The organism is Nocardioides luteus (assembly GCF_015752315.1).
GTDB lineage: Bacteria > Actinomycetota > Actinomycetes > Propionibacteriales > Nocardioidaceae > Nocardioides.
The window spans coordinates 4867414-4888736 of sequence record NZ_JADOVJ010000001.1; the positions used below are offsets into that span (position 1 = coordinate 4867414).

Genomic DNA, 21323 nt, shown 5'->3' on the forward strand with positions numbered 1-21323 from the left:
CTTAATGCGCGCAGGATTTAGTGGATCACACTCCTCGGAATCCCAAAATCTTCACCTTGGAGCTCACATCAATGCGCGAAAAGGAGATGCGTTCTATGTCTGAATTAGCTCCCCAAGGCTTCTTGGGGCTCAAGAAGCGACGGCGACGGCTCGGTGCAGTCGCCGTGGCGGCGGCCTCGGCGATCACAGCAGCGAGCCTGACCACGATGCCGGCGGTGGGCCAGCAGCCGGTCGGGGTGGGCCCGCTCCCCATCACCTTCGACCTGACCGACGAGAACGGAGGATGGTTCGACGCCGGGCTCAACCTCTTCGGCAGCAAGTCCCTCGCGGTCGGCGTCCTCCCCCGGGTCGCCGTACCTTCTGGCGGCCTGCCCTCCGTCGGTGGCCCGGTGCTGCCGGCTGACGGGTCGTTGGTGGAGAACCTCCTCGGTGGGCTCGGTGCTGCCGGCGGGGCGGGTGCCCCGACCGACCCGCTGGCCCTCGACACGACCCTGGCCACCGTGAAGGGCATCGCGAAGTCCTCGCCGGAGGCGGCTTCCAAGGCCGCCGAGGCCGAGAAGCTGATCGGCGAGCTCGAGACGACCGTCGCCGACATGCCGGCGGACGAGCCGGTCGACCTGACCTCGCTGCCGGTCGGCGTCGACCTGGCGGGTGTCCTGGACTCCCTCCAGGAGTTCGCGGTCGAGGGGCCTCCGGTCACCGTCACCTTCAACGTGGACCCGGCCAAGTCGCAGGGGATCCGCAACCCGATCGGGCTGATCGCCCCGGAGGGGGCGGACGAGTTCCCGTACATGGATGCCAAGGGCGCCTTCTTCGGCGAGAAGACGATCCAGCTCACCGAGCCGGGGCTGTACGCCTTCACCGACTCGGTCGCGCCGTACATGCTCGGCGCGGTCGTGGTCGACGACCCGCTCACCTTGGGTCTCGACTTCGGCGAGAAGCTGGTGGTCAACGGCAAGCCTGAGGCCGTTCCGTCGAACGCCGACATCATCCAGCGGCTGGTGAACGCCTTCTTCACCATCACCAACCCGAACAACTGGCAGCAGTTCAGCAGCACCAAGGAGGTGTCCTGGAACCCGGTCCAGCCGCCCGCCCCGATCCTGCAGTACGACGCGGACGGCAAGCCGGTGCTGATCCCGAACCTGGACGCGTACTACGACCAGAAGTTCGAGTACCCGAGGAAGCTGCCTGCGCTGAAGAAGCCGACCACCCCTGGCGTGGGTGAGGTCTGGATGGCCACGCAGATGGAGGACTACGCAGGGAAGGAGAAGCACGGCTCCATCACGAAGATCGACGTGGAGAACTGGACGATCGATCGGAAGATCGCGGCCCCCGAGATCAACATGAACAACGTCCACAACATGTGGTCGGACAAGAACTACAAGTACGTGTACGGGAACGAGTGGTTCGACAACGAGACCGACGTGTTCGACCGGGAGACCGGCAAGTTCGTGCGGAGCCTCGAGGTCGGGCCCAACCCGGCACACGTCATGACCCGTCCGGGCAACGACAACCTCACGATCGGCATCAACGCCGGGACGGACATCGTCGAGGCGGCACCAGGCGCCACGAAGGTCGTCAAGCGCATCCACGCCGACCCGGAGAGCGGCATGACCCCGCACCCGCACGCGCACTGGACCAGCCATGACGGCAAGACGGTCGTCGCGCCGAACACGATGACCGAGGAGGCCGTCATCGCCGACTTGGACTCGGGCACCGTCAGGCACGAGCCCGTCGGGGCGTTCCCGATCGCAACGTCGATGACGCCGGACTCGAAGAAGGCGTACCTGTCCAACTTCCTGGGCATGAGCGTGTCGTGTGTGTCGCTGAAGGAGGACGCGTGTGCGACCCCCGACGGCGGTGTGGCGAAGAACTCCACGATCGACCTGTGGCAGAACTACGACCCGCAGTCCGGCCCTGAGAAGGGCAAGTCGTGGGGCGGACTGACCATCCAGCTCCCGGTGAGCCCGGACGGTAAGGCGCTGCTGGCGGTGAACACCCTGTCCCAGACGGTCAACGTGATCGACCCGAAGACGCACAAGTTGATCAAGGATCTGCCGTGCAACGCCGGTTGCCACGGCGCCAACTTCGGCGCCAAGCAGGGTGGCGGCTACTACGCCTACGTCTCCAACAAGTTCTCCAACGCCATGCAGGTCATCGACGTCGACCCGAACAACGATGGCGACATCTCGGATGCCGCCATCGCCGGCCAGCTGCCGCTGGGACCGACGTCGGACACCAAGATGGACGACGAGCTCGTCGCCCACCCCGGTGTGGGTGGACAGGGCGTCCTGGCCCTCCCGCTGGTCTACAACGGCTGGTCACAGGAGATCCCGGCGGCCTGGCGAAAGGGTCTGACCTGCGAGCAGATCAACCCGATCGACGAGTCGGCCTGCTGATCACCATCTGACACCACCGACGGTCCGGGGCTGGGCAGCGCAGCCCAGCCCCGGATCGTCTCTGCCGGGCGCCGGCACTTTCCCCAGATTCCGACTCATGCAGGAGGTCCGCCGATGACGGCGCAGAAGATTCGCCCACAGGCTGTCACGACCCCATCGCACCCCGGGTTCCGTCGGCGCGTGATCGGCCTGGTCGTGTTGGTTGCAGTCTGCTGGGGCGTGTTGCTCACGGTGCTGCCGTCGCCAACCGGTGACCCGGTGCTGGTCGCGCTGAGCCCGAAGGACGGCGAGACGGTGAGGTCCCCCGACGAGGTCCGGATCACGTTCGACCGGCCGGTCCCCGCGGAGCTCGCGACGGTCCAGATGACGGATCCCGCAGGCGAGCGCATCGTGTCGACCCGGCCGTACAACCCGCCAGATGCCGACGACACGGTTGCCGTGCCGATGCCGAAGACCCGCTACGAGGGGATCTACTCGGTCGTCTGGTCGGTGCCGTCCAGCGCCCTCGAACCGATGGTCGGGTCGTCGACATTCTCGGTGTTCTCCGCGGCGAGGCTCACCGCTGTCCCCGGGCTCGTCGTCGACCGTGACCCGGTCGTCGTCACGGTCTACACAGTCGCGGGAGCCCTCGCGACAGCCGCCCTGGTGCTCGGCGTCGGCACCGTGTTCGTGCTCGGGGTCGTCTGGCCCGAGGGCATCCGTCGCCCGGGATCGCGCCGTCTTCTCGGGTACACATGGGCGACCTTGGTGCTGGCGACGCTCGTGTCCCTGCTCTCGTTCGGCGGTTACGCCGCCCGGACCTCGCTCGGGGACGCGTTCGATCCGGCACTCCTCGCCGGGACGTTCAAGTCGGACATCGGGGCAGCGCTCATGGCCCGGCTGCTCATCCTGGTGCCGATCACACTCGGCTTCTGGCAGCTCCTGCGAAGCGCGCCCGCCCGGACCCCGGTCGAGCGCTGGACGTCTGCCGCCACGGTGCTCGGGGCCGCCTCGGCGTTGGCGGCCACCTGGGTCTTCGCCCGCCCGCACGCACCGGCGGGACCGGGGCCGCTCACCGTGGCTGCGGGCACCGCTCTCCTACTTGCGGCTGCGGTCGTCGTCGGCGTCGCGGTGATGCAGTGGACGATCCTGCGTCGAGCCGGTGGACAGGCGGCGCCCGCCAAGCGGCTGCTCGCCCAGATCATGCCGGTGGGCGGTGCGGTGCTGCTGCTCGCGGCGACCGCGACCGGTGGCTGGCGGCTGATCGCCTACGGCGCGCTGGCGGTGGTGATCTTCGGCACGGGGGTGGCACTTCTGATCCGGGAGCGGCGCCGCAGATCCGACCCCGTGAAGAGCCGCGGCCGGCGGGACAAACCCGCTCGCCGGCGGCTGCAGGAGGTGGCCGCGGTGTCGGCCTCGGCCACCGTCGTGGTGCTCGCGGCGCTGCCCGGTTCGGCCCTCCCCGGTTAAGACGCGGCTCACACGAGAGGTACCCATGCCTACGTACCACCGCCCTCTCGGGCGATCCAGCATCACCATCGCCGCGACGTTCACGCTCGTCCTCACGCTCGCCGCGTGCGGAAGCGCCGACGAGGACACCGCCCCATCGGCCGAGTCGACCGATGCGACGTCCTCCGTGACCCCTTCGGTTACCACATCGCCAGCAGCTCCGGTCAGCCCCACGACCGCGTCAACCGATCTCGGTCCGACTCTCACGGTCACGATCGACGGCGACGAGGTGTCGCCCAATGCGGAGGAGATCCATCTCGGCACCGGAGAGAAGCTTCTCGTGGAGATCGACTCCGACCGAGCCGGCGAGCTGCACGTCCACTCCGCCTCCGAGCAGCTCATCGAGTTCGCCGAGGGGACCACGAACAGCGAGATCGTCGTGAGCACCCCTGGCACCGTCGAGGTCGAGGACCACGACACCAGCGCAGTCGTCGCCCTCATCGAGGTGCACTGACTTGTTCCCCATGATCCTGCCCATGCATGGCTTGGGCGGGGGCGCCGACCTGCCCATTCCTGCCCCCTTCGCGATCGCCGGCGGCACCGCCGCCCTCGCGCTGTCATTCGTCGTCCTGCTCCTGGCGTGGCGTACGCCTCGGTTCGCGACGGCAGGCGGCGAGCGAACTGTCCACGTGGGTCTGGCAGGTCTCCTCGACAGCCGCGGCTGGACCATGAGCATCCGCACACTCGGGATGACGTTCTTCTGCTTCATGCTCTGGCCCGCGCTGTTCGGGCCGGACCTGCTGAGCAACCCCACCTTCGGCGTGGTCTACGTCTGGCTCTGGGTCGGCATCGTCCCGGCTTCGCTGCTGTTCGGCCGCTTCTACCGCGCTGTCAGCCCGGCCCGTACCCTCCACTCGATCCTCGCGAAGGTCGCCGGGCGACCACCTGGCGAGGGCCAGCGCCGATATCCGGCCCACCTGGGGTACTGGCCCGCAGCGATCGGTCTGTTCGCCTTCGTCTGGCTCGAGCTGGTCTCACCCCAAGCGACGTACCTGGGCTCGGTTCGCGCGTGGTTCGCGTGCTACCTCGCTGCGATGTTGATCGGCGGCGCGATCTTCGGCGAACGATGGCTCGAGCGGGCCGACCCGTTCGAGGTCTACTCCACCCTTCTGGCCCACCTCTCACCCTGGGCACGCAACGACGAAGGTGACCTCGTCTGGATCAGTCCACTGCGGCACATCGCCCGCGTGCCTGGCGAAGCTGGACTGGTGGCCACGGTCGCCGTCCTCCTCGCAAGCACCGCATACGACAGCTGGCGCGAGAGCGTGACCTGGATCCGGTTCGTGCAGTCCAGCGGCATCGATCAGACCGTGCTGGGAACAGCCGGTCTGCTGACGGCGGTCACCGTCGTCGGAGTCGTCTTCATGGCGGCGTCGATGGCAACAGGGGCGGATGGGAAGGTCGCTCGCTGGCAGATCCCACGTCGGCTGGCTCACTCTGTTGTTCCGATCGTCGTCGGCTACATGGTGGCGCACTACCTGAGCTTCTTCGTACAGGTCGGCTCACAGACTCTGATCCAGATCAGCGATCCCATCAGAACCGGGGCGAATCTGTTCGGGACCGGCGACTGGGAGGTCAACTACTGGTTCTCCCAGCATCCGACCTTCCTGGCCACGACCAAGATCGTCGCCATCGTGACCGGGCACGTCTTGGGCGTCATCGCAGCTCACGACCGTGCCTTGGAGTTCCTCCCCCGCCGTCACCATGTCGCAGGTCAGTTTCCGCTACTCATCGCGATGGTGCTCTACACCTACATGGGCCTCTACCTGCTGTTCGGAGCCTGACACGGTCAGCCGACATCTTCGACCCTGTCCACCAGCTCAGCGGATCAGGTCGTCGACGCACCGGTTCCAGGCCACCAGGTCGAGCCGACCCACGCCGTTCACCGTGCACAGCGTGATCGCCTGGGTCAACGTCACGACTTGATCGACAGGTTCGCTGACAGGGGCTGGAAGTGGCTCGGTGACCTTCTCGAGAGTCCCCTCGTCCTCGTCCTGGCCCTGCTCGGGCGGCGAAGACGGCTCCGGAGCAGGTGACTCGGGTCTGGTCTCAGGCTCGTCTTCCGTGCTTGCCTGACCACCGCGATCCCGGTCCGGAGCGGAGGCCGGGCGATCCGTCGCGCCGTTGTCAGCCCCCGGGAACCGCCCTGTGTTCGGTGCCCCATTCTCGCCGTTCGCAGCAGCGTCAACCCGCCGATAGGAGCCGGACATGGCGGTCGCCGGCCCGATGTGGTCGGGAACGGCGGCGTAGTCACCCTTCAGGTACGCCACTCGAGTCCGCAGCACCTGGTCGGCGTAGGACCGCGACCGGTTGTAGCGGAGGAGCGCTTCGCGGCGGCCGGCCTCGCTACCGAGATCAAAGGGCCCTGAGCACAGGTACACCGCTGCTGCCAGCGCGGCGTCATTGATGTTCTGTGGGTTCCTCTGCCCGTCGCCATCGGCGTCCACCCCGACGGCCGACCACGTGGCAGGGACGAACTGCATCGGACCGACAGCACGATCCCAGACCTTGTCCCGGTCGTACTGCCCGGCGTCGGTGTCTTCGATCGCCTGGGTGTCATTCGTACCGTCAAGCGGGATGCCGTAGACGCCTGGACGGGAGACACCGTCAGGGCCCAGGGTGCTGCCGCCGAAGCGGCCGTGGTCCGACTCCACGTGACCCACAGCCCCGAGCAGCTGCCAGTCGATGTTGCACGTCTCGTCGGCAGCGTTGATGACGGTCTCAGCGCGCTGGTACGCGGCAAGTGCAGCTCTCGGGATTCCACTTGCCGAAGCGGCCGACGCAGCCTGCACGACACGCCGTTGTGGCACTCCGGCCCCGACGACCTCGGGTAGGGAGTAGCTCGCCGGTGCCTGCGGCGCCTCCACCGGCACCGAGATACGGCTGGAAGGCGTGGCGCCCAGCCCGCTTGCGCCAGCGAACGCGTATGGACCCATCAGGTGCGCGCTCCATACGAATGACAGGGCGGCCAGATGGACGTGGGCGGCAACGCGCCGCTTCGTGCTCGACGTCGGCATCTCGGCACTATCCGTGGCAAGCATGGCACCTCCGCAGGGTCCACAGTGATGACGCTGGGGCGAAGGATCGCGCCTTTGCGACCGGAGACAGACGGGTCCTACCAAGCGGGGGCCGCATCCGTCGCGGCTCTGATACGAGCTGGGCAACGGGGGACACCGGACCTCTTGACCGTCAATACTGGCGAGGCCGATCGCACCTCCAGACCACGTCGGCGTAAACATGCGGGACGCCTAGGTCTCACAACCTCACATCACGATCGCCCCGCTCCCGGCCATCGCCGAGCACACCGGCCCCGTGACCGCCTTCGCGGGCAGCTAGGACCAGTCCGGCCATCCAGCCGGGAGCGCGACCGCCGTCCGGCGGCCTGATGCTCACGGTGTCGTGCCCGCTCGCGGCGAGCAGCCAGGAGATCAGCGAGTTGGAGTTCCACATCTCTCCGGCGCCCAGCTCGTCCCGACCCCAGGTGGCTGTGGGAAACGACGGTACGAGCTCGAGGAGCCGCGTCGTACGCCCCAAGTCGGTCGCCACCGGGACCGGACCACCGACGGCGGCGGAGACGTCCGGGATGACTCCGTCGCGCCAGCAGCGGACCTCGTAGCGGAAGGCGCGGGAACGCCCCAGGACGCGCAGGCCGACGGACCCCTCGGACACCGCACCCTGGCCGGCGCCGACGCTCCACACCGGCGCCATCTCGATCACGTAGCGCGCTCCTCCCAGCGAGACGTCCAGCGCCGAGTGGTAGAGGTCGCACCGGTCACGTCGCTCGATGAGCGCGACCAGCGTTTCGTAGGCCCGGCCGTTGACGCGTACGCAGTGCGTGTTGTCCCCGGCGCCCAACGGCAGCCAGTAGAGGTCGATGCGCGGTTCGGGCTCCACACCTCCACGCTGCCCCTCCCGACGCGCGGCGGCGAGGGCCCTTGTTCCCTGCCTGAGGGTCCGTTGGGCGGTTCACCCTGCCCGGAGGTTCTCGCCGGCCCGGGTCAGCTCGGACTGGGAGTGGCCATGGTGGCTGCGTACGTCTTGGGGCAGGTGCTTCCCGAGCAGGCACGGTACTTCGCATCGAGCGCCCTCAGCTGGGCGACGACCTGGGTGTACCTCGGGTCGCGGGCCAGGTTGCGCGTCTCGTACGGATCGACGGCGCGGTCGTAGAGGACGGGCACGCCGGTCGCGGTGAGGGTGATGTAGGTGTAGCGCCCGTAGCGGATGCCGCGGTACTTGCTGGTCGTTCCGCCCTGGGTCGGCCAGGCGGCGATCGGGATCGGGCGGTAGAGCGTCCTGCCGGCCTTCACGCTCGACGCGAGCACCCGGGTGATGTCGACGCCGTCCTGGGTCCGCCCCGGCGTCGCCCGCCCGAGCGCGGCGACCGTGGTCGCGATGTCAGGGTTGCCGACCGCGGAACCGACCTTGATGTTCTTCGGGATCCCCGGTCCGACCATGATCAGTGGGATCCGCATCGACTGCGAGAACTCCCACAGCTTGCCCTGACGGTTGTGATGGCCGGTGGTGTAGCCGTTGTCGCCGGAGAAGATGATGACGGTACGCCAGTACTGCCCGCTGTCCTTCAGGTGAGCGATCGTGCGGGCGACCGCCCGGTCGACCGACTGCGCCGCTTCGATGCGCTGCTGGTAGACGTAGCGCATGACCCGCTTCTGGGCCGTCGTGTAGGGCTTCCCGGCCGTCACCTGGCCCGGCCCGGCGTAGAACATGTCGGGTGTCTTCGGCAGCTCGAGGCCGCTGAAGCGTCCCTTGTCCGCACCCATCGGCCGGGTGTTCTCCAGCCACAGCGACGGCTGGTCGGGGTAGCGCTTCTTCGGGTCGCTGGCCTCGACCGGTCCGCCCGCATGCGGCGCGACGTAGTTGACCCACAGGAACCACGGCTTCCTGCCGCCCACGTTGGTGCCGGCGTGCTTGATCATCCTGATGCTGCGGTTCTGCAGGGCGACCGAGCTGTAGATCGCCGGCGACTGGAGCGTCCCGTTGCTGTTGAACGTCGGACTCAGCAGGTTGTAGGTCGAGGGATCGACCGTCGCCTGCCAGTCATCCCACCCCGGCTCACCGCTGGAGTAGCGCTCCGAGCCCTTGCCGTAGTTGTTGAGGTACTTCCCCAGGAACATCGTCCGATAGCCGGCCTTGTCCATCCACACCGGAAGCGTGTTCCGACGCCCTGTGAAGCCCGCGTAGCCGCCGTTGGTCCCTGTGATCGACCAGTTCTTGTGGTTGTGCGCGTACTTCCCGGTCAGCAGACTCGCCCGCGCCGGCACGCACAACGGCGTCGGCGCCACCCCATCGGTGAACGTCGTCCCCTGCTGCACCAGCAGCCTCTGCACGTTCGGCATGTACTTGATGTCGGTCGCCGCCAGATCGTCGACGTTGATCATCAGCACGCTCGGCCGCCCCGACTCCAGCCGACCCGGCAGCGCGGCCGCCTCCGCCGTCGACGTCGGACCGCACAACACCCCGACCGTGCTCGCCACCGCCACCGTCGCGATCGCAAGCCGTCCGCGCCGAAGAATGCCACCCAGACTTGCTTCAGAACTCAACGTCCGACCCGCTTCAGAAGACAGACAGCGACCATGCGACGGCATGGGAGATTCAACGAGACTCCTGGCAAGAATCGGACAGCTGGAACGCTTCTCCGATCCCGAGCCGGCGAGCAAGGCCGAACTTAGCCTCCGGAGGCATTTTTCGCAGAGGATTCAGGGCACTGTTAACCACGTGTCCATCAGCCGGCCTCGCCCCTCTTGACCTCTGACGGACATGGCCGAGCGAAGCGCTCGCGACGACCGCACAGCGACGACCTCAGGGCAGGTTCACGAACCCGGCGAGGAAGTCGCGGGCGGCTGGGGTGTCCACGCGATAGGTCACGTCGGTGGCCTTGCAGACGGTGTCGCCGGTGGCCGTGATGGACACGACGACGTTGGTCTCGGTGGCTCCGGCACCCAGGAAGTGCGGCCCTCCGGAGTCGCCGTAACAGGTGCCGCCGTCGCCGGTGGCCTGGTTGACCGACAGGGTCAGCCGGGTACTGGTCAGCCATGCCGGGGTCTGGACGGCGAATCGTCGCTCGGTGTTGTCCAGGATCCCGGCGGGCCCTCCCTTGCGGGTTTCGCGGACCGCCCCGTAGCCGACGGTTGTGAACTCGGTGCTCCTCAGCTGGTGGGCGGCGTTGAGGTCATCCAGGCGGCCGGCTTCGGGGAGCTGGGCGGGCTGGATACCGATGGGCTCGTCGAACACGATCACAGCGATGTCGTACGGCTCGGCGAAGCCGCCGGCCCCGGAGTAGCCGTAGTCGGGGTGAGTGTGCGCGGTTCCGAAATGCAGGGTCATGCCCGGTCCGACCTCGTCGTCGAAGGTCACCGCGGCCTCGCCCTCGCCGACGCCCTGCTCATCGAGGAAGGCGGTGCAGTGCGAGACGGTCAGGAACACGGTCGGCGAGATCAGGGTCCCCGTGCACGCCTGGTCCAGCGCACCGTCCCCGTCGAAGTCGTAGAGGAGGCTGCCCACGGCCGGGTGCCGACCTTGGTCAGGCGCCCCGTACACGATGGCCGTCGCCGGTGACACCACCGCGAGCACCACCACGCTCGCCGCCGCCGAGGCCGCCAGTGTGCGCCGAAGCCATGCCCCCATGATTCCCTCCGCCCGTCGCGGTGTGTCGTTGCGGCTCCGAGACTCTTGCAGCATGCCCGGCGCTGCTCTTTGGCGTCATGCCCCATTTGGGGGCGATGTGAGGACCGGGGGGAACCAGGGGGGCACGACACGAGGAGACAGGCGGATGACAAGCAAGAAACCCGGCTCTCACCGCCGTGTTGTGGCTGGTCAGAACCGGGTTTCTACTTGTGGAGCTGAGGGGATTCGAACCCCTGGCCTTCTCATTGCGAACGAGACGCGCTACCAACTGCGCCACAGCCCCAAGCGATGAGAAACGTTAGCACCTCGTCGCGGGTGTTACCCAATCAGTAGGGCTTCAGGAGCCCGTGGCGCGGCCGCGCGCCTCTTCGGCCGCCGAAGCCGCGGCGCGCTCAGCCTCCTCGGCCTGGCGGACGAGCTCGGAGTCGGCGGCGTTGCGGCCCGAGCTCCACACTCCGGTGGCGTCCAGGTCGATGGTGCGCACGGTGCGGCGCGGCGCCGCCTCCTTGGAGACGTACGTCGGCAGCGGCGTCTCCACCGGCTTCCAGGCACCCTCGGGGAGCTGCTCGCCGGTGTCGTCGTGCTCGACGACGGCCACCAGGTCGCCGGTGTCCTGGTCGATGTCGAAGGTGACCCGGGGCGGGGCGACGGGCTCCGGCTCGGGGATGTCCTCCGGGAACGGGATCCGCGCCCAGACCTCGCGCTGGTGGCGCACGCTGAGCCGGCAGGTGACCAGCCAGGCGACAACGAGCCCGGCCGGGATCGAGATCCAGACCGGGCCGAAGACACCGAAGCCGGCGAGCGCACCGACCGCGGCCAAGCCGAGGACGAGCACACCGAGCACGATGCTGCGGCGTTTGGCCGCGACGCGAGCCGCGCGGCGGCGTACGGCTATCGGGACCGGCCGTGGAGCAGACTTCTCGACCTCGGGCTTCTTCGAGGACTTCTCGGTCACCAGGTCGGTGGAGTCCTTGCCCGTGGCCTCTCGCCGTGCGAGGATCCGGCGGGACTTGGAGATGGCGGCGCCGGCCCGGCTCTTCGTCCCGTCCTCGGCCGTCGCCGTGTGCTCGAGCGCTTTAGGCACCAAGTACACCGCCCACGCCACGGCGAGGGCGACGAAGATGAGTGCGCTCGGGTCCACGTTAAGAAGCGTAGGAGCCATTACCAGCCCGTAGGCGGACGTGCAGTGGTGTGTCGCGTGTGACTTGTGTGATTTCAGAAGGACACGCCGACGTCAATGCCTCATTCAGGTGACAAACCCAGTCTGGCCAGCATTCCCTGGTGACATTCCTCGACCGTTATCGCGAAGATTCGGTGATCTCGCCAGGCGCCGTCGATATGCAGGAATCGAGGCGCATATCCGATCTCGTTGATTCCGAGCTTCTCCACGACACGGAGCGAGTTGGAGTTCTCCGGGCGGATGCAGATCTCGACCCGGTGCAGCCGAGCGGTGGTGAAGCAGTGGTCGATGACCAGCGCCACCGCCAGCGGCATCACGCCCCGGCCGGCGAAGCCCTGGTCGATCCAGTAGCCGATCGAGGCGAACTGCGCGGACCCGCGAACGATGTTGTTGACCGTGACCTGACCTGCGAAGACACCGTCGACATCGATCGCGAACGGATAGGTCACGCCGCGCTTGGCCTGACGCCGAAGACGACGTACGAGGCTGGCGAACGTCGTGGGCCGGGCGCTCGAACCCGGGGGCACGGTCGCGTCCCACTGGTGCAGCCAGGCAGCCGAGCGGCGGCGCGCCTCGGTCCACGCCTTGGCGTCGCTACGGTCGAGAGGGCGTACGGTCACCGCGCCGTGGGACAGGACGGCGGGCCAGCCGGGATCGGTCATCAATGGTCCCAATCAGTGATCGCTGCCGACCGACTGCTCCACGGCGTGGGGCAGCACCGGACGCAACACATCGATCGCATCCTTCACCCCGCCCCGGGACCCGGGAAGGTTCACCACAATGCACGCTCCGATCTGACCGGCCAGACCGCGGGACAGTAGCGCCGTCGGGATCCCCTTGGCCACTCCGGCCGCTCTGATGCCCTCGGCGATGCCGGGGATCTCACGATCGAGCAGCGGCCGGGTGACCTCAGGGGTGCGGTCGGTGGGGGTCAGGCCCGTGCCTCCGGTGGTGAGGACGACCCGCGCCCCCTCGTTCGCGGCCCGGGCGATCGCCTCGCCGACCGGGTCGCCGTCGCGTACGACCTCGGGAGGGCCGACCACGAAGCCGAGCTCTTCGAGAAAGGCGACCAGGAGAGGGCCGGTGGTGTCCTCGTAGACACCGGCCGAGGCGCGGTTGGAGGCGACGACGACGGTGGCTTTCAGGCTCATCTCTGGAACGCACCCGACTTTCCGCCGGTCTTCGTCTCGACGCGGATATCGGTGATGACCGCCCTCTTGTCGACGGCCTTGATCATGTCGACCACGGTGAGGCCGGCCACCGCCACAGCGGTCAGTGCCTCCATCTCGACACCGGTGCGGTCGGTGGTCTTCACGGTCGCGGCGATATCGACCGATTCGTCGGAGACGCTCAGCTCGACCTTGACGCCGGAGATCGCCAACGGATGGCACAGCGGAATCAGGTCGGGCGTCTTCTTGGCGCCCATGATCCCGGCGATGCGGGCGACGGCGAGCGCATCGCCCTTGGGTACGCCCTCGCCACGGAGCAGCTCGATCACCTCAGGAGAGACCAGAACTCGCCCGGAGGCGGTCGCGGTGCGGGTGGTGACCGCCTTCTCGGACACGTCGACCATCCGCGCAGCGCCGGTCTCGTCGACATGGGTCAACCGGTCAGCCATCAGAACTCCACATCCAGCTCGATCACGTCGACCTCGGCATCCTTGTCCAGCGAGGTCGTCTCCGGCGGGATCACGATCAGGCAGTTCGCGCCGGCCAGGTCACCGATCAGGTGCGATCCCGGGCCGCCGATGGGCGAGACACCGGCACGGGAGCCGTCGTACCAACCGCGGAGATACTGCTCCTTGCCCTTCGGGGAGCGTACGCCGTGGGTCAGCGCGGCACGGCGCGCCGGACGGGCCTCGGGGGTCATGCCCATCAGCCGGCGCAGCGCCGGGAGCACGAAGAGCTCGAAGGAGACGAACGAGGAGACCGGGTTGCCGGGGAGACACAGGACCGGCACCCGCTCCTCACCGATCCGGCCGAAGCCCTGGGGCTTGCCCGGCTGCATGCTCACCGGACCGAACCAGACGCCCTCCGGCGTCAGCGCCTCCTTGACCACGTCGTAGTCGCCCATCGAGACGCCGCCGGAGGTGACCACCAGGTCGGCACGGACGAGCTGGTCGGAGAGCGCGGTCATGAACGCCCGCGGCTCGTCGGGCACGATCCCGACGCGGTAGGCGATCGCGCCGGCCTTGCGGGCGGCGGCGGCCAGGAGGAAGGAGTTGCCGTCGTAGATCGAGTCGTGACCCAGCGTCTCGCCGGGCTCGCGCAGCTCGGTGCCGGTCGAGAGCACCACGACCCGGGGCCGCGGCCGCACGGCCACCTGGGCGCGTCCGACCGAGGCGATCAGACCCAGATGGCGTGGGCCGAGCACCGTGCCCGCGGGGATGAGCAGGTCGCCCTTGGCGACGTCTTCGCCCGCGTAGCGGACGTGCTGGGCCTCCTCGGGCGTCTGCCGGATCTCGACCTCGGCGACGCCGCGGTCGGTCCACTCGTAGGGCACGACCGTGTCGGCGCCCGTGGGCAGCGGAGCGCCCGTCATGATCTTCGCCGCCGCACCCGGCGGCAGCGCCAGCAGCGAGGCCTGTCCGGCGCCGATCTCACCGAGCACCGGCAGCCGCACCGGTGCGTCCGCCGAGGCGGTCGCGACGTCGGCGTAGCGGACCGCGTAGCCGTCCATCGAGGAGTTGTCGAAGCCCGGGAGCGCGACCTCGGCATGAATGTCCTCGGCCACCGCCAGCCCGAGGCAGTCCATCAGGGGCTGCGGGTAGGCCGGCATCGGCTCGAGATCGGCCAGGATTCGCTCGCGGTATTCGGCGGGGGTCACCCCGCCAACACTAGTCGGACAGCACGGTGGCGGGCGCGACGCGTTCGGCGTTGGCGCCGTCGAGCTCGACCGCCCCGATGACCTGGACGCCCTTGCCGAAGGTCCAGTCGCCGTTGACGGTCAGCGAGGACGCCTTCCGCAGCGACGGAGCACCCTCGGGGAAGCGCTCGTCGAAGTTGGCGACGTACTTGTAGTAGTCGCCGTCCAGGTCGATGAACGGCACCTCGTCGGCGACCTGGTCGAGCACGAAGTCCTCGCCGATGTCGTAGACGTCGGAGCGCAGCACGAGCAGGTCGTTGGTCGTCTTGACCGGCACGAACCGGTCGCGGCCGACCTCGATCAGCTGCGAGCCCTCGAAGACCTCGATCGCGGCGCCCATGGCGGTCTCGATCTGGACGACCTTCGGGGTGTTCGGGTCCGAGGGGTCGACGGTCTTCTCGTTGCGGATCAGCGGCAGGCCGAGGATGCCGTCGCGCTCGGAGAGGACCTTCTTGAGCGCCTTGAGGTCGAACCAGATGTTGTTGGTCGAGCAGTACTTGTGGCGGCTGAGGTCCTGCAGCGCCACCTTGTCCTCGTCGCGCGTCTGCGCGGTCTCGCGCAGGATGAGGCGACCGTCGGACTTGCGGCGCGCGAAGTGACCGCCCTTGCGGTCGCTCGGGGTGCGGCGTACGGCCTCGATGGCGAAGGGCGCTCCGCTCTTCGCGAACCAGCCGGCGACCTTCTCGTCGGGGACGGCACCGAGGTTGTCGGAGTTGGAGACGAAGACGCGCTCGTAACCCTGCTCGATGAGCAGGTCGAGCAGCCCGGTGTCGAGCAGGGCGGTGTAGATGTCGCCGTGGCCCGGCGGGCACCACTCGAGCTCGGGGTCCTTGGGCCACTCGACCGGGGTCAGGTCGTCGACGAGCAGGCGCGGCTCGCGGTTCTGCAGGAACTCCAGCGGCAGCCCCTCGACCGGAAGGTCCTGGTAGCGCTCGAGCGCGGCCAGGCTGTCCTCGGAGGTGCGGAAGGAGTTCATCAGCAGCAGCGGGAGGCGTACGTCGTACTTCTCGCGCATGTGCAGGATCTGGCGGGCGATCACGTCCAGGAAGCTGAGGCCCTTGCGCACGCACAGCAGCGACTTGGCGCGGTCCATGCCCATCGAGGTGCCGAGGCCACCGTTGAGCTTGATCACCGCGGTGGTGGAGATGGCGGCGTGCGCCTCGTCGTCGCTGACCACGGCGTCACTGATCGACGGGATGTCGACCGGCTCGATCGTGTCCTCCGGGATCATCCCGGTCTCCCCGTGCTCGAGCTGGCGGTAGTAATGTGCGAATGTCTGCACCGCGACGTCTTCCACGCCGGCGTCGCGCATCTTCGCCATTGCCTTGGCCAAACCTGGGCTACCCATAAAGGAAAGCCTAGGCTGTCGTTGTGTCGGGTTCACACACCCCTCCGGGTTCTGAAGGTCCAGCCCCCGCTGACTTCGTGGGGCGCAAGACTGCCTTACGCGACCAGTTGTTGACCACCCGGGGGCGCATCGGGCTCCCCCGGCTGGGCTCGCTCGCGCGCGCCCTGTCGCAGGTGGTCACTGATATTCCAGACGTACGCAGCGCCGCCACGGTTGCCCTCTACGTCTCGATCGGCACCGAACCGGGCACCGGACCTCTTATCGACGAGCTGGACGCAGCCGGGAAACGCATCCTCCTTCCGTGCCTGCTGCCGGACAACGACCTGGACTGGGCCGTCTACGACGGAGAGCTGGTCCGGGCGGCTCGGGGGCTGCTGGAGCCCGGCGGGGAGCGGCTGGGCGTCTCCGCGATCGCCGGGGCAGACGTGGTGCTCGTCCCGGGCCTGGCCGTCGACTCGAGGGGACATCGGATGGGACGGGGCGGTGGCTCCTACGACCGGATCCTGGCTCGGGTGCCGGCCGGAACCTTTACCTGCGCACTTCTCTATCCGTGGGAGATCGGCGTCCCGGTGCCGGTGGAGGACCACGACCGGGCCGTGGGTGCGGCCGCGAGCGCGGAGGGAATGCAGCGCTTCTCCTAGGCGTTCGCTAATATTGGCAGTCGCACCCGACGAGTGCCAGATTCTGTTCTAGGAGAAACGTGCCCACCTATCAGTACGCCTGCACCGAGTGCGGCCACGCCTTCGACCAGTTCCAGAGCTTCAGCGACGCCTCGCTGACCGAGTGCCCCGAGTGCGGCGGCAAGCTGCGCAAGGTCTTCAGCGCCGCCGGCGTCGTCTTCAAGGGCTCCGGCTTCTACCGCACCGACTCGCGCTCCGGTTCGTCCTCGTCGACGTCGTCCACGTCCTCGACGTCGTCCTCGAGCACCTCGTCCCCGGCTCCCGCAGCCTCCGGCTCCTCGGACTGAGACCGCCCGCGACGGCGGGTTATCCACAGGTTCATCCACACCATCAGCTGGGCTGTGGATAGCGAGATGCGGGAATCGCGGGGGCGACCTAGCGTGCCCGCATGCTCACTCGAATCACGTCCTTCACCCGTCGCGTACGCCGCGGGGTCCTCGCCCACCGACGCCTGCTGGCGTTCCTGCTGACCGCCTCGGCGGTCGCGATCGGGTTCTCGGCCACCCGGCCGGACCCACCCGACACCTCCACGATGGCGGTCGCGTCCCGAGATCTGCCGGTCGGCACGGTCCTCACCGCTGCCGACCTGACCGACATCGAGGCCGACCCCGGCAGCGTGCCCGCCGACCTCGCCGAGGCGCCGCTCGGTGAGCGCCTCGCGGCTCCCCTGCGGCGGGGCGAGCCCGTCACCGACGTACGTCTCGTGGGGCCGGAGCTGACCGAGGGACACCCCGATCTGGTGGCGGTCCCGGTCCGGCTCCCCGATGCCGAGATGGCCGGCCTGCTCCATGTGGGCGACACCGTGGACCTCTACGCCACCGACCCCGCCACCGCCGAGACCGCCCGGGTCACCACCGACACGCTGATCCTCAGCCTCCCTCAAGGCATCGAGCCGAACCGGAATGATTCTTCGGGACAAGGAAAGACCGAAGGGTTTGGCGTCACGAACACTTCGGCGGGGCGTCTGGTCATCGTCGGAGTCGCCGCGAGCAGCGTCGAGGACGTCACATCAGCAGGGGTGGGTGGCTACCTCACCTTCGCGTACTGACGGCCCACGCACGCCATATCCGGGGTCTCCTTCACCTCACACAATGAGCACAGGAGAAATGCAAGACATGGACGGTTTCAAGAAGTTCCTGCTCCAGGGCGACCTGATCAAACTCGCGGTCGCCTTCATCATGGGTGGCGCGTTCGCCACGGTCGTGACCGCGACGGTTGACATCATCATGGACCTGCTCGGCAAGCTCGGCGGCACGCCGGACTTCTCGAACTACGAGCCGCAGGGCATCAGCCTCGGCGCATGGCTGACCGCGGTGATCGCCTTCCTCATCATGGCCTCGGTCGTCTACTTCCTCATCGTGAAGCCCTACACCCACGCCAAGGAGCGCTTCTTCCCGGACCCGGACCCGGGCGAGACGGAGATCGACATCCTCAAGCAGATCCGCGACAGCCTCAGCGCCCGCTGATCCCGGTCGCACCCAGGTGCCGTCTCACCCACCGTGGTGAGGCGGCACCTGCGATTTCAGCCATCGGTCCGACGCCGACTCCTCCGACTCGGCCGACGCCTCCCGCTCGTCCTGAGTCGTCTCGGGGAGTACGTCACCGAAGATCCGCGCCAGCCGCTGCTTGCGCTGCCACTCCGGCTCCTCCGGCTCCTCGGGCTCCTCCGGCCCTGCCGTCTCGGAGGAGGTGTCCTCGTCCATCAGCAGAGACCCGCCCGCTCACGCGCCGCCTTCGCCTCTTCGGCGATCTGGGCGAGCTCTTCCTCGGAAGCGCCGCTGCTGGCACCGTCGGACGCGGTGTCCGACGACTCACCGGTCGCCGCATCTTCAGAGGGCTTCGTGTCCGCGGTCTCGCCGTCGGTCGAGCCACTGTCAGACGGCGCGTCGCCCGTGTCCTTGCTCTTCTTGCCGGAAGCCTCTCCGGCGTCCAGCGCCCCGGCGGCGATCTTCTTGGTCAGCGGCTTGTCGTTGGCGATGGCCTTGAAGACGTTCTTCGCCTTCTCCTCGTCGAGGACGACGGTCGCCTCGGGGTTCTCGGGATCGGGAACCGTCGGGATGGTGAGGAACTTGATGTTCTCCATCCCGATGCTCTTGAACCCGGCGCCGATCTTCGCCATCGTCTCGAGGTTGTCCTTGAGGCCTTCGTCCATGGTCAAGCCCTTGGTCGCGGCGTTGAGGAAGCTGAGCACCTTCGTAGGACTGGACAGGGTGTCGCCGGAGAGCAGCTTGGCCGCCATCGACCCGATGAACGCCTGCTGGCGCTTGGACCGGTCGAGGTCACCGCCGTCACCGAGGCCGTGTCGCAGGCGTACGTAGTTGAGGGCCTGTTTACCCGTCAGCCTCTGCTTGCCCGCGTCGAAGTGAGCGCCGGTGTACTTGTCATCGACCTCCTCGGGAAGACAGACGTCGACGCCGTCGATGGCGTCGACCATTCCCTTGAAGCTCGCGAAGTCGACGACCACGAGATGGTTGACCGTGATGTCGCACTTCTTGCCGCACATCTCGCTGGCGACGGACTCCAGCTGGGTGATCGTGCAGGTCGGACCGGCCGTCGCGTACGCGGCGTTCCACCGCACGTACTCCGCCGGCGCCGTGCTCCCGTCCTCGGTCTTGCAGGAAGGGCGGTTCACCATCGTGTCGCGAGGGATCGAGACGCCGTAGGCGAACTTCCGGTTGGCGGACAGGTGCAGCAGGATGTTGGTGTCCGAACCGCCACCGCTCTCACCATCGACGCCGCACCCTTCGCAATCGCGGCTGTCCGAGCCCATCACCAAGATGTTGATCGGCTCCTTCGGACCGACATCCGCCGCTTTCTCTCCGAGGCTGACGGTGGTGATGTTCGACTTGAGGTCGCGGTAGGTGTAGACGACGAACAGCCCGACGATCAGCGCCAGCACGAGCAAGGTCGAGCTGAGCACCTGCCACACACTGATCCGCGGCTTGTCGCGGTCCTCGTCCTCGTCACCCGGGTAGGGGGCGTACGGCTCTTCGTAGCCGCCCTGGGGCGGGTAGTCGTCATACGGCTCGTCGTCGTAGCCCGACGCGTACGACGCGCCCCGGCGCTCCGGAGCGGGATAGGCCTCATGCCGGGCCTCGTGCAGCTCGTCACGCGAGGACGTACGTCCGCGGGGCCGCTCGGCGGGGGCAGGGGCGTTCCAGTCGAACTCGCGGGCAGCCGGCGGGGCGAGCTGCTGGTCGGGGACCTTGGGCGCGGACGGAACCGGCTGAGGATCCTGGCGATACCACTCGGGCGCGGGCGCGACCGCGGTCTCCTCGAGGGAGGGCGTCGGCGCGGGCGGCGGGGGTACGTGACGGGCGGGGCGCGGTGTCTCGCGTGGTGTCTCGCGCAGCGCCGGCGCGACCGCGGTCAAGTCCGGGTCGCCCCACTCCTGAGGTGACGGCGGAGCAGGCGTCGGTGACGCACCCGCGCTCCCCCGGCCCATCGCCTGGTAGCGCTCGGCCCGGGTCGGCTCCCGCCGCACCGGTTCGACGCGCAGAGGGTCGACACGCGGCGGCTCGGCGACGGAACGATCGACCGGAGCCGGCTCCTGACGAGCCGGACGCGCAGCGCGGCGACCACCGCCCGCTGACCCCGGCCCCGGACCTGGGCCCGGAGGCGGCGGCGACACGAACTCGGACTGCGGACGCGCGGCCCGCCGTCCACCGCCGGGCTCCGCCGACGGCTGGTCGGTCGGTACGTCAGCGGCCCGGGCACCACGGCCGGAACGAGTCCCCCCAGACTCATTGCCGGCAGCCTCGTCGGCGCCGTACATCCACTCGAATCCGGACACGCCCGAGCCAGAATCCGCACCCCCACGTCGGGGAGGCAGGGAGGGGTCAGGCATAGATCACCGTCACTCGTCGCTTGTCATCGGGGGGATTCGGGTTGAGTCGACGGTGACTCAACCTACGCGAGGGCCCCAAGTTTGGCCCCTGACCGCATCGAACCCCAAACCGTAGTATCACCCGCCACCATGGCAAGATATCCGCGAACGCCCCAGTAGCTCAGTGGATAGAGCAGCCGCCTCCTAAGCGAAAGGTCGCAAGTTCGACTCTTGCCTGGGGCACCACGAACCACCCGCCACACCATCCCGGACCGGCCCCGTGAGGCCGCTGACCTGCGGATAGCGTCAGTGCAGAGAGCCGTCCGGCGCCCCGACCCTCCAGTCGAAGAACGGGACCTCGAGCCCTGCACGTGTCGGAGCGCAGAGAAACGGCCCCGCGCTCACCTCACGGCGCGTCTCGAACGGAAGTACGCGCACCAGCTGCCAGCTCGCATCCTCCCTGCGCGCACGGATCGTCAGCGCGTCGTCCGCCCAGCTCACCCGGAACGTCACCCGGGTGTCGCCCCACTCGGGAGCTGACGAGGCCGACCAGTCCGATCGGCCGTCGGTCACGACCGCGCCGATCTGAGGAACACCGTCGGCGAACTCGATACCGGCCTTGACCCAGTGCTCATCCGAGGCACGGACGAAGATCCCGGCCTGGTCGAACTGCTGCGAGAACGGCGTGCCGAACTCGACCTCCATCGCCGACCCCGGAGCGAGCGGAGCGACGAGCGCGTGCTCGGTGTCGTGCACGAAGCCGTACGCGGTGTGCCGCCAGGCGTCGCTGCCCTCCACCGCGGTCGCGACCAGGACGCCCTCGGGCGTCACCCGGGCGGCGGCCGGCTCGTGCGTCCACCGGCCTGCCGACCAGTCGAGTGAATTCATGGCGGTG

Annotated in this window: 21 protein-coding genes and 2 tRNA genes; 9 read left to right on the top strand and 14 right to left on the bottom strand. The window is 68.3% G+C overall.

Annotation, left to right across the window (positions count from 1 at the left end; all coding sequences use genetic code 11):
* The first annotated feature begins 95 nt into the window (after positions 1-95).
* The 4 genes from HD557_RS23280 (at position 96) to HD557_RS23295 (ending at position 5671) form a co-directional block, all read left to right on the top strand.
* A complete protein-coding gene (locus HD557_RS23280; RefSeq protein ID WP_196875636.1) occupies positions 96-2399 on the top strand; it encodes a YncE family protein in 2304 nt (767 codons plus the stop codon).
* A 219-nt stretch (positions 2400-2618) separates the two neighbouring features.
* The gene (locus HD557_RS23285) at positions 2619-3848 is read left to right on the top strand and encodes a copper resistance CopC family protein (protein ID WP_196875637.1); all 1230 of its coding nucleotides are present in this window, start codon (positions 2619-2621) and stop codon (positions 3846-3848) included.
* Positions 3849-3873: 25 nt separating this feature from the next.
* Complete coding sequence (locus tag HD557_RS23290) at positions 3874-4341, top strand: hypothetical protein (protein WP_196875638.1); 468 nt, start codon at positions 3874-3876, stop codon at positions 4339-4341.
* Positions 4342-4363: 22 nt separating this feature from the next.
* Positions 4364-5671 carry a hypothetical protein gene (locus tag HD557_RS23295; RefSeq protein WP_231380422.1) on the top strand — a complete coding sequence of 436 codons (1308 nt, stop codon included), beginning with the start codon at positions 4364-4366 and terminating at the stop codon, positions 5669-5671.
* Positions 5672-5707: 36 nt separating this feature from the next.
* Here HD557_RS23295 and HD557_RS23300 read toward each other — a convergent pair whose 3' ends face one another.
* From HD557_RS23300 to HD557_RS23350, 11 genes are all read right to left on the bottom strand, one after another.
* On the bottom strand, positions 5708-6928 hold the full coding sequence (locus tag HD557_RS23300) for a lytic transglycosylase domain-containing protein (RefSeq protein WP_231380423.1): 1221 nt from the start codon (positions 6926-6928) through the stop codon (positions 5708-5710).
* 214 nt (positions 6929-7142) lie between these two features.
* Complete coding sequence (locus HD557_RS23305) at positions 7143-7781, bottom strand: hypothetical protein (RefSeq protein ID WP_307785692.1); 639 nt, start codon at positions 7779-7781, stop codon at positions 7143-7145.
* 104 nt (positions 7782-7885) lie between these two features.
* On the bottom strand, positions 7886-9385 hold the full coding sequence (locus tag HD557_RS23310) for a sulfatase-like hydrolase/transferase (RefSeq protein ID WP_196875640.1): 1500 nt from the start codon (positions 9383-9385) through the stop codon (positions 7886-7888).
* 319 nt (positions 9386-9704) lie between these two features.
* The gene (locus HD557_RS23315; RefSeq protein ID WP_008362667.1) at positions 9705-10529 is read right to left on the bottom strand and encodes a trypsin-like serine protease; all 825 of its coding nucleotides are present in this window, start codon (positions 10527-10529) and stop codon (positions 9705-9707) included.
* A gap of 210 nt (positions 10530-10739) precedes the next feature.
* Positions 10740-10812, bottom strand: a tRNA-Ala gene (locus HD557_RS23320).
* A 54-nt stretch (positions 10813-10866) separates the two neighbouring features.
* Entirely contained in the window at positions 10867-11670 is an 804-nt protein-coding gene (sepX, locus tag HD557_RS23325; protein WP_196875641.1) for a divisome protein SepX/GlpR, read from the bottom strand.
* Positions 11671-11771: 101 nt separating this feature from the next.
* A complete protein-coding gene (locus HD557_RS23330) occupies positions 11772-12371 on the bottom strand; it encodes a GNAT family N-acetyltransferase (protein ID WP_008362769.1) in 600 nt (199 codons plus the stop codon).
* A gap of 12 nt (positions 12372-12383) precedes the next feature.
* The gene (locus HD557_RS23335; RefSeq protein ID WP_196875642.1) at positions 12384-12860 is read right to left on the bottom strand and encodes a MogA/MoaB family molybdenum cofactor biosynthesis protein; all 477 of its coding nucleotides are present in this window, start codon (positions 12858-12860) and stop codon (positions 12384-12386) included.
* A complete protein-coding gene (moaC, locus tag HD557_RS23340; protein ID WP_196875643.1) occupies positions 12857-13327 on the bottom strand; it encodes a cyclic pyranopterin monophosphate synthase MoaC in 471 nt (156 codons plus the stop codon). Before moaC ends, HD557_RS23335 begins: the two co-directional genes overlap by 4 nt.
* Positions 13327-14535, bottom strand: a complete 1209-nt coding sequence (glp, locus tag HD557_RS23345) for a molybdotransferase-like divisome protein Glp (RefSeq protein WP_008362772.1) — start codon at positions 14533-14535, stop codon at positions 13327-13329. Before glp ends, moaC begins: the two co-directional genes overlap by 1 nt.
* A gap of 10 nt (positions 14536-14545) precedes the next feature.
* A complete protein-coding gene (locus tag HD557_RS23350) occupies positions 14546-15922 on the bottom strand; it encodes a UTP--glucose-1-phosphate uridylyltransferase (RefSeq protein WP_196875644.1) in 1377 nt (458 codons plus the stop codon).
* 77 nt (positions 15923-15999) lie between these two features.
* On the opposite strand from HD557_RS23350, the gene HD557_RS23355 reads away from it, so the two are divergent.
* The 4 genes from HD557_RS23355 (at position 16000) to HD557_RS23370 (ending at position 18068) form a co-directional block, all read left to right on the top strand.
* On the top strand, positions 16000-16563 hold the full coding sequence (locus HD557_RS23355; protein WP_196875645.1) for a 5-formyltetrahydrofolate cyclo-ligase: 564 nt from the start codon (positions 16000-16002) through the stop codon (positions 16561-16563).
* A 59-nt stretch (positions 16564-16622) separates the two neighbouring features.
* Complete coding sequence (locus HD557_RS23360; protein ID WP_008362776.1) at positions 16623-16889, top strand: FmdB family zinc ribbon protein; 267 nt, start codon at positions 16623-16625, stop codon at positions 16887-16889.
* A 101-nt stretch (positions 16890-16990) separates the two neighbouring features.
* A complete protein-coding gene (locus tag HD557_RS23365) occupies positions 16991-17650 on the top strand; it encodes an SAF domain-containing protein (RefSeq protein ID WP_196875646.1) in 660 nt (219 codons plus the stop codon).
* A 67-nt stretch (positions 17651-17717) separates the two neighbouring features.
* Positions 17718-18068 (top strand): MscL family protein, encoded by a 351-nt coding sequence (locus HD557_RS23370; protein WP_231380426.1) that lies wholly within the window; start codon positions 17718-17720, stop codon positions 18066-18068.
* Positions 18069-18092: 24 nt separating this feature from the next.
* Here the strand turns inward: HD557_RS23370 and HD557_RS23375 are convergent, their stop codons facing one another.
* The gene (locus HD557_RS23375; RefSeq protein WP_196875647.1) at positions 18093-18305 is read right to left on the bottom strand and encodes a hypothetical protein; all 213 of its coding nucleotides are present in this window, start codon (positions 18303-18305) and stop codon (positions 18093-18095) included.
* Positions 18305-20086 carry an LCP family glycopolymer transferase gene (locus HD557_RS29120; RefSeq protein WP_307785693.1) on the bottom strand — a complete coding sequence of 594 codons (1782 nt, stop codon included), beginning with the start codon at positions 20084-20086 and terminating at the stop codon, positions 18305-18307. The genes HD557_RS23375 and HD557_RS29120 overlap by 1 nt, the downstream gene beginning before the upstream one ends.
* 512 nt (positions 20087-20598) lie before the next feature.
* Between HD557_RS29120 and HD557_RS23385 the strand changes: the two genes are divergently transcribed.
* Positions 20599-20674, top strand: a tRNA-Arg gene (locus HD557_RS23385).
* 60 nt (positions 20675-20734) lie between these two features.
* On the opposite strand, the gene HD557_RS23390 is transcribed toward HD557_RS23385, so the two are convergent.
* The gene (locus tag HD557_RS23390) at positions 20735-21316 is read right to left on the bottom strand and encodes a DUF1349 domain-containing protein (protein ID WP_196875648.1); all 582 of its coding nucleotides are present in this window, start codon (positions 21314-21316) and stop codon (positions 20735-20737) included.
* Positions 21317-21323 lie beyond the last annotated feature (7 nt).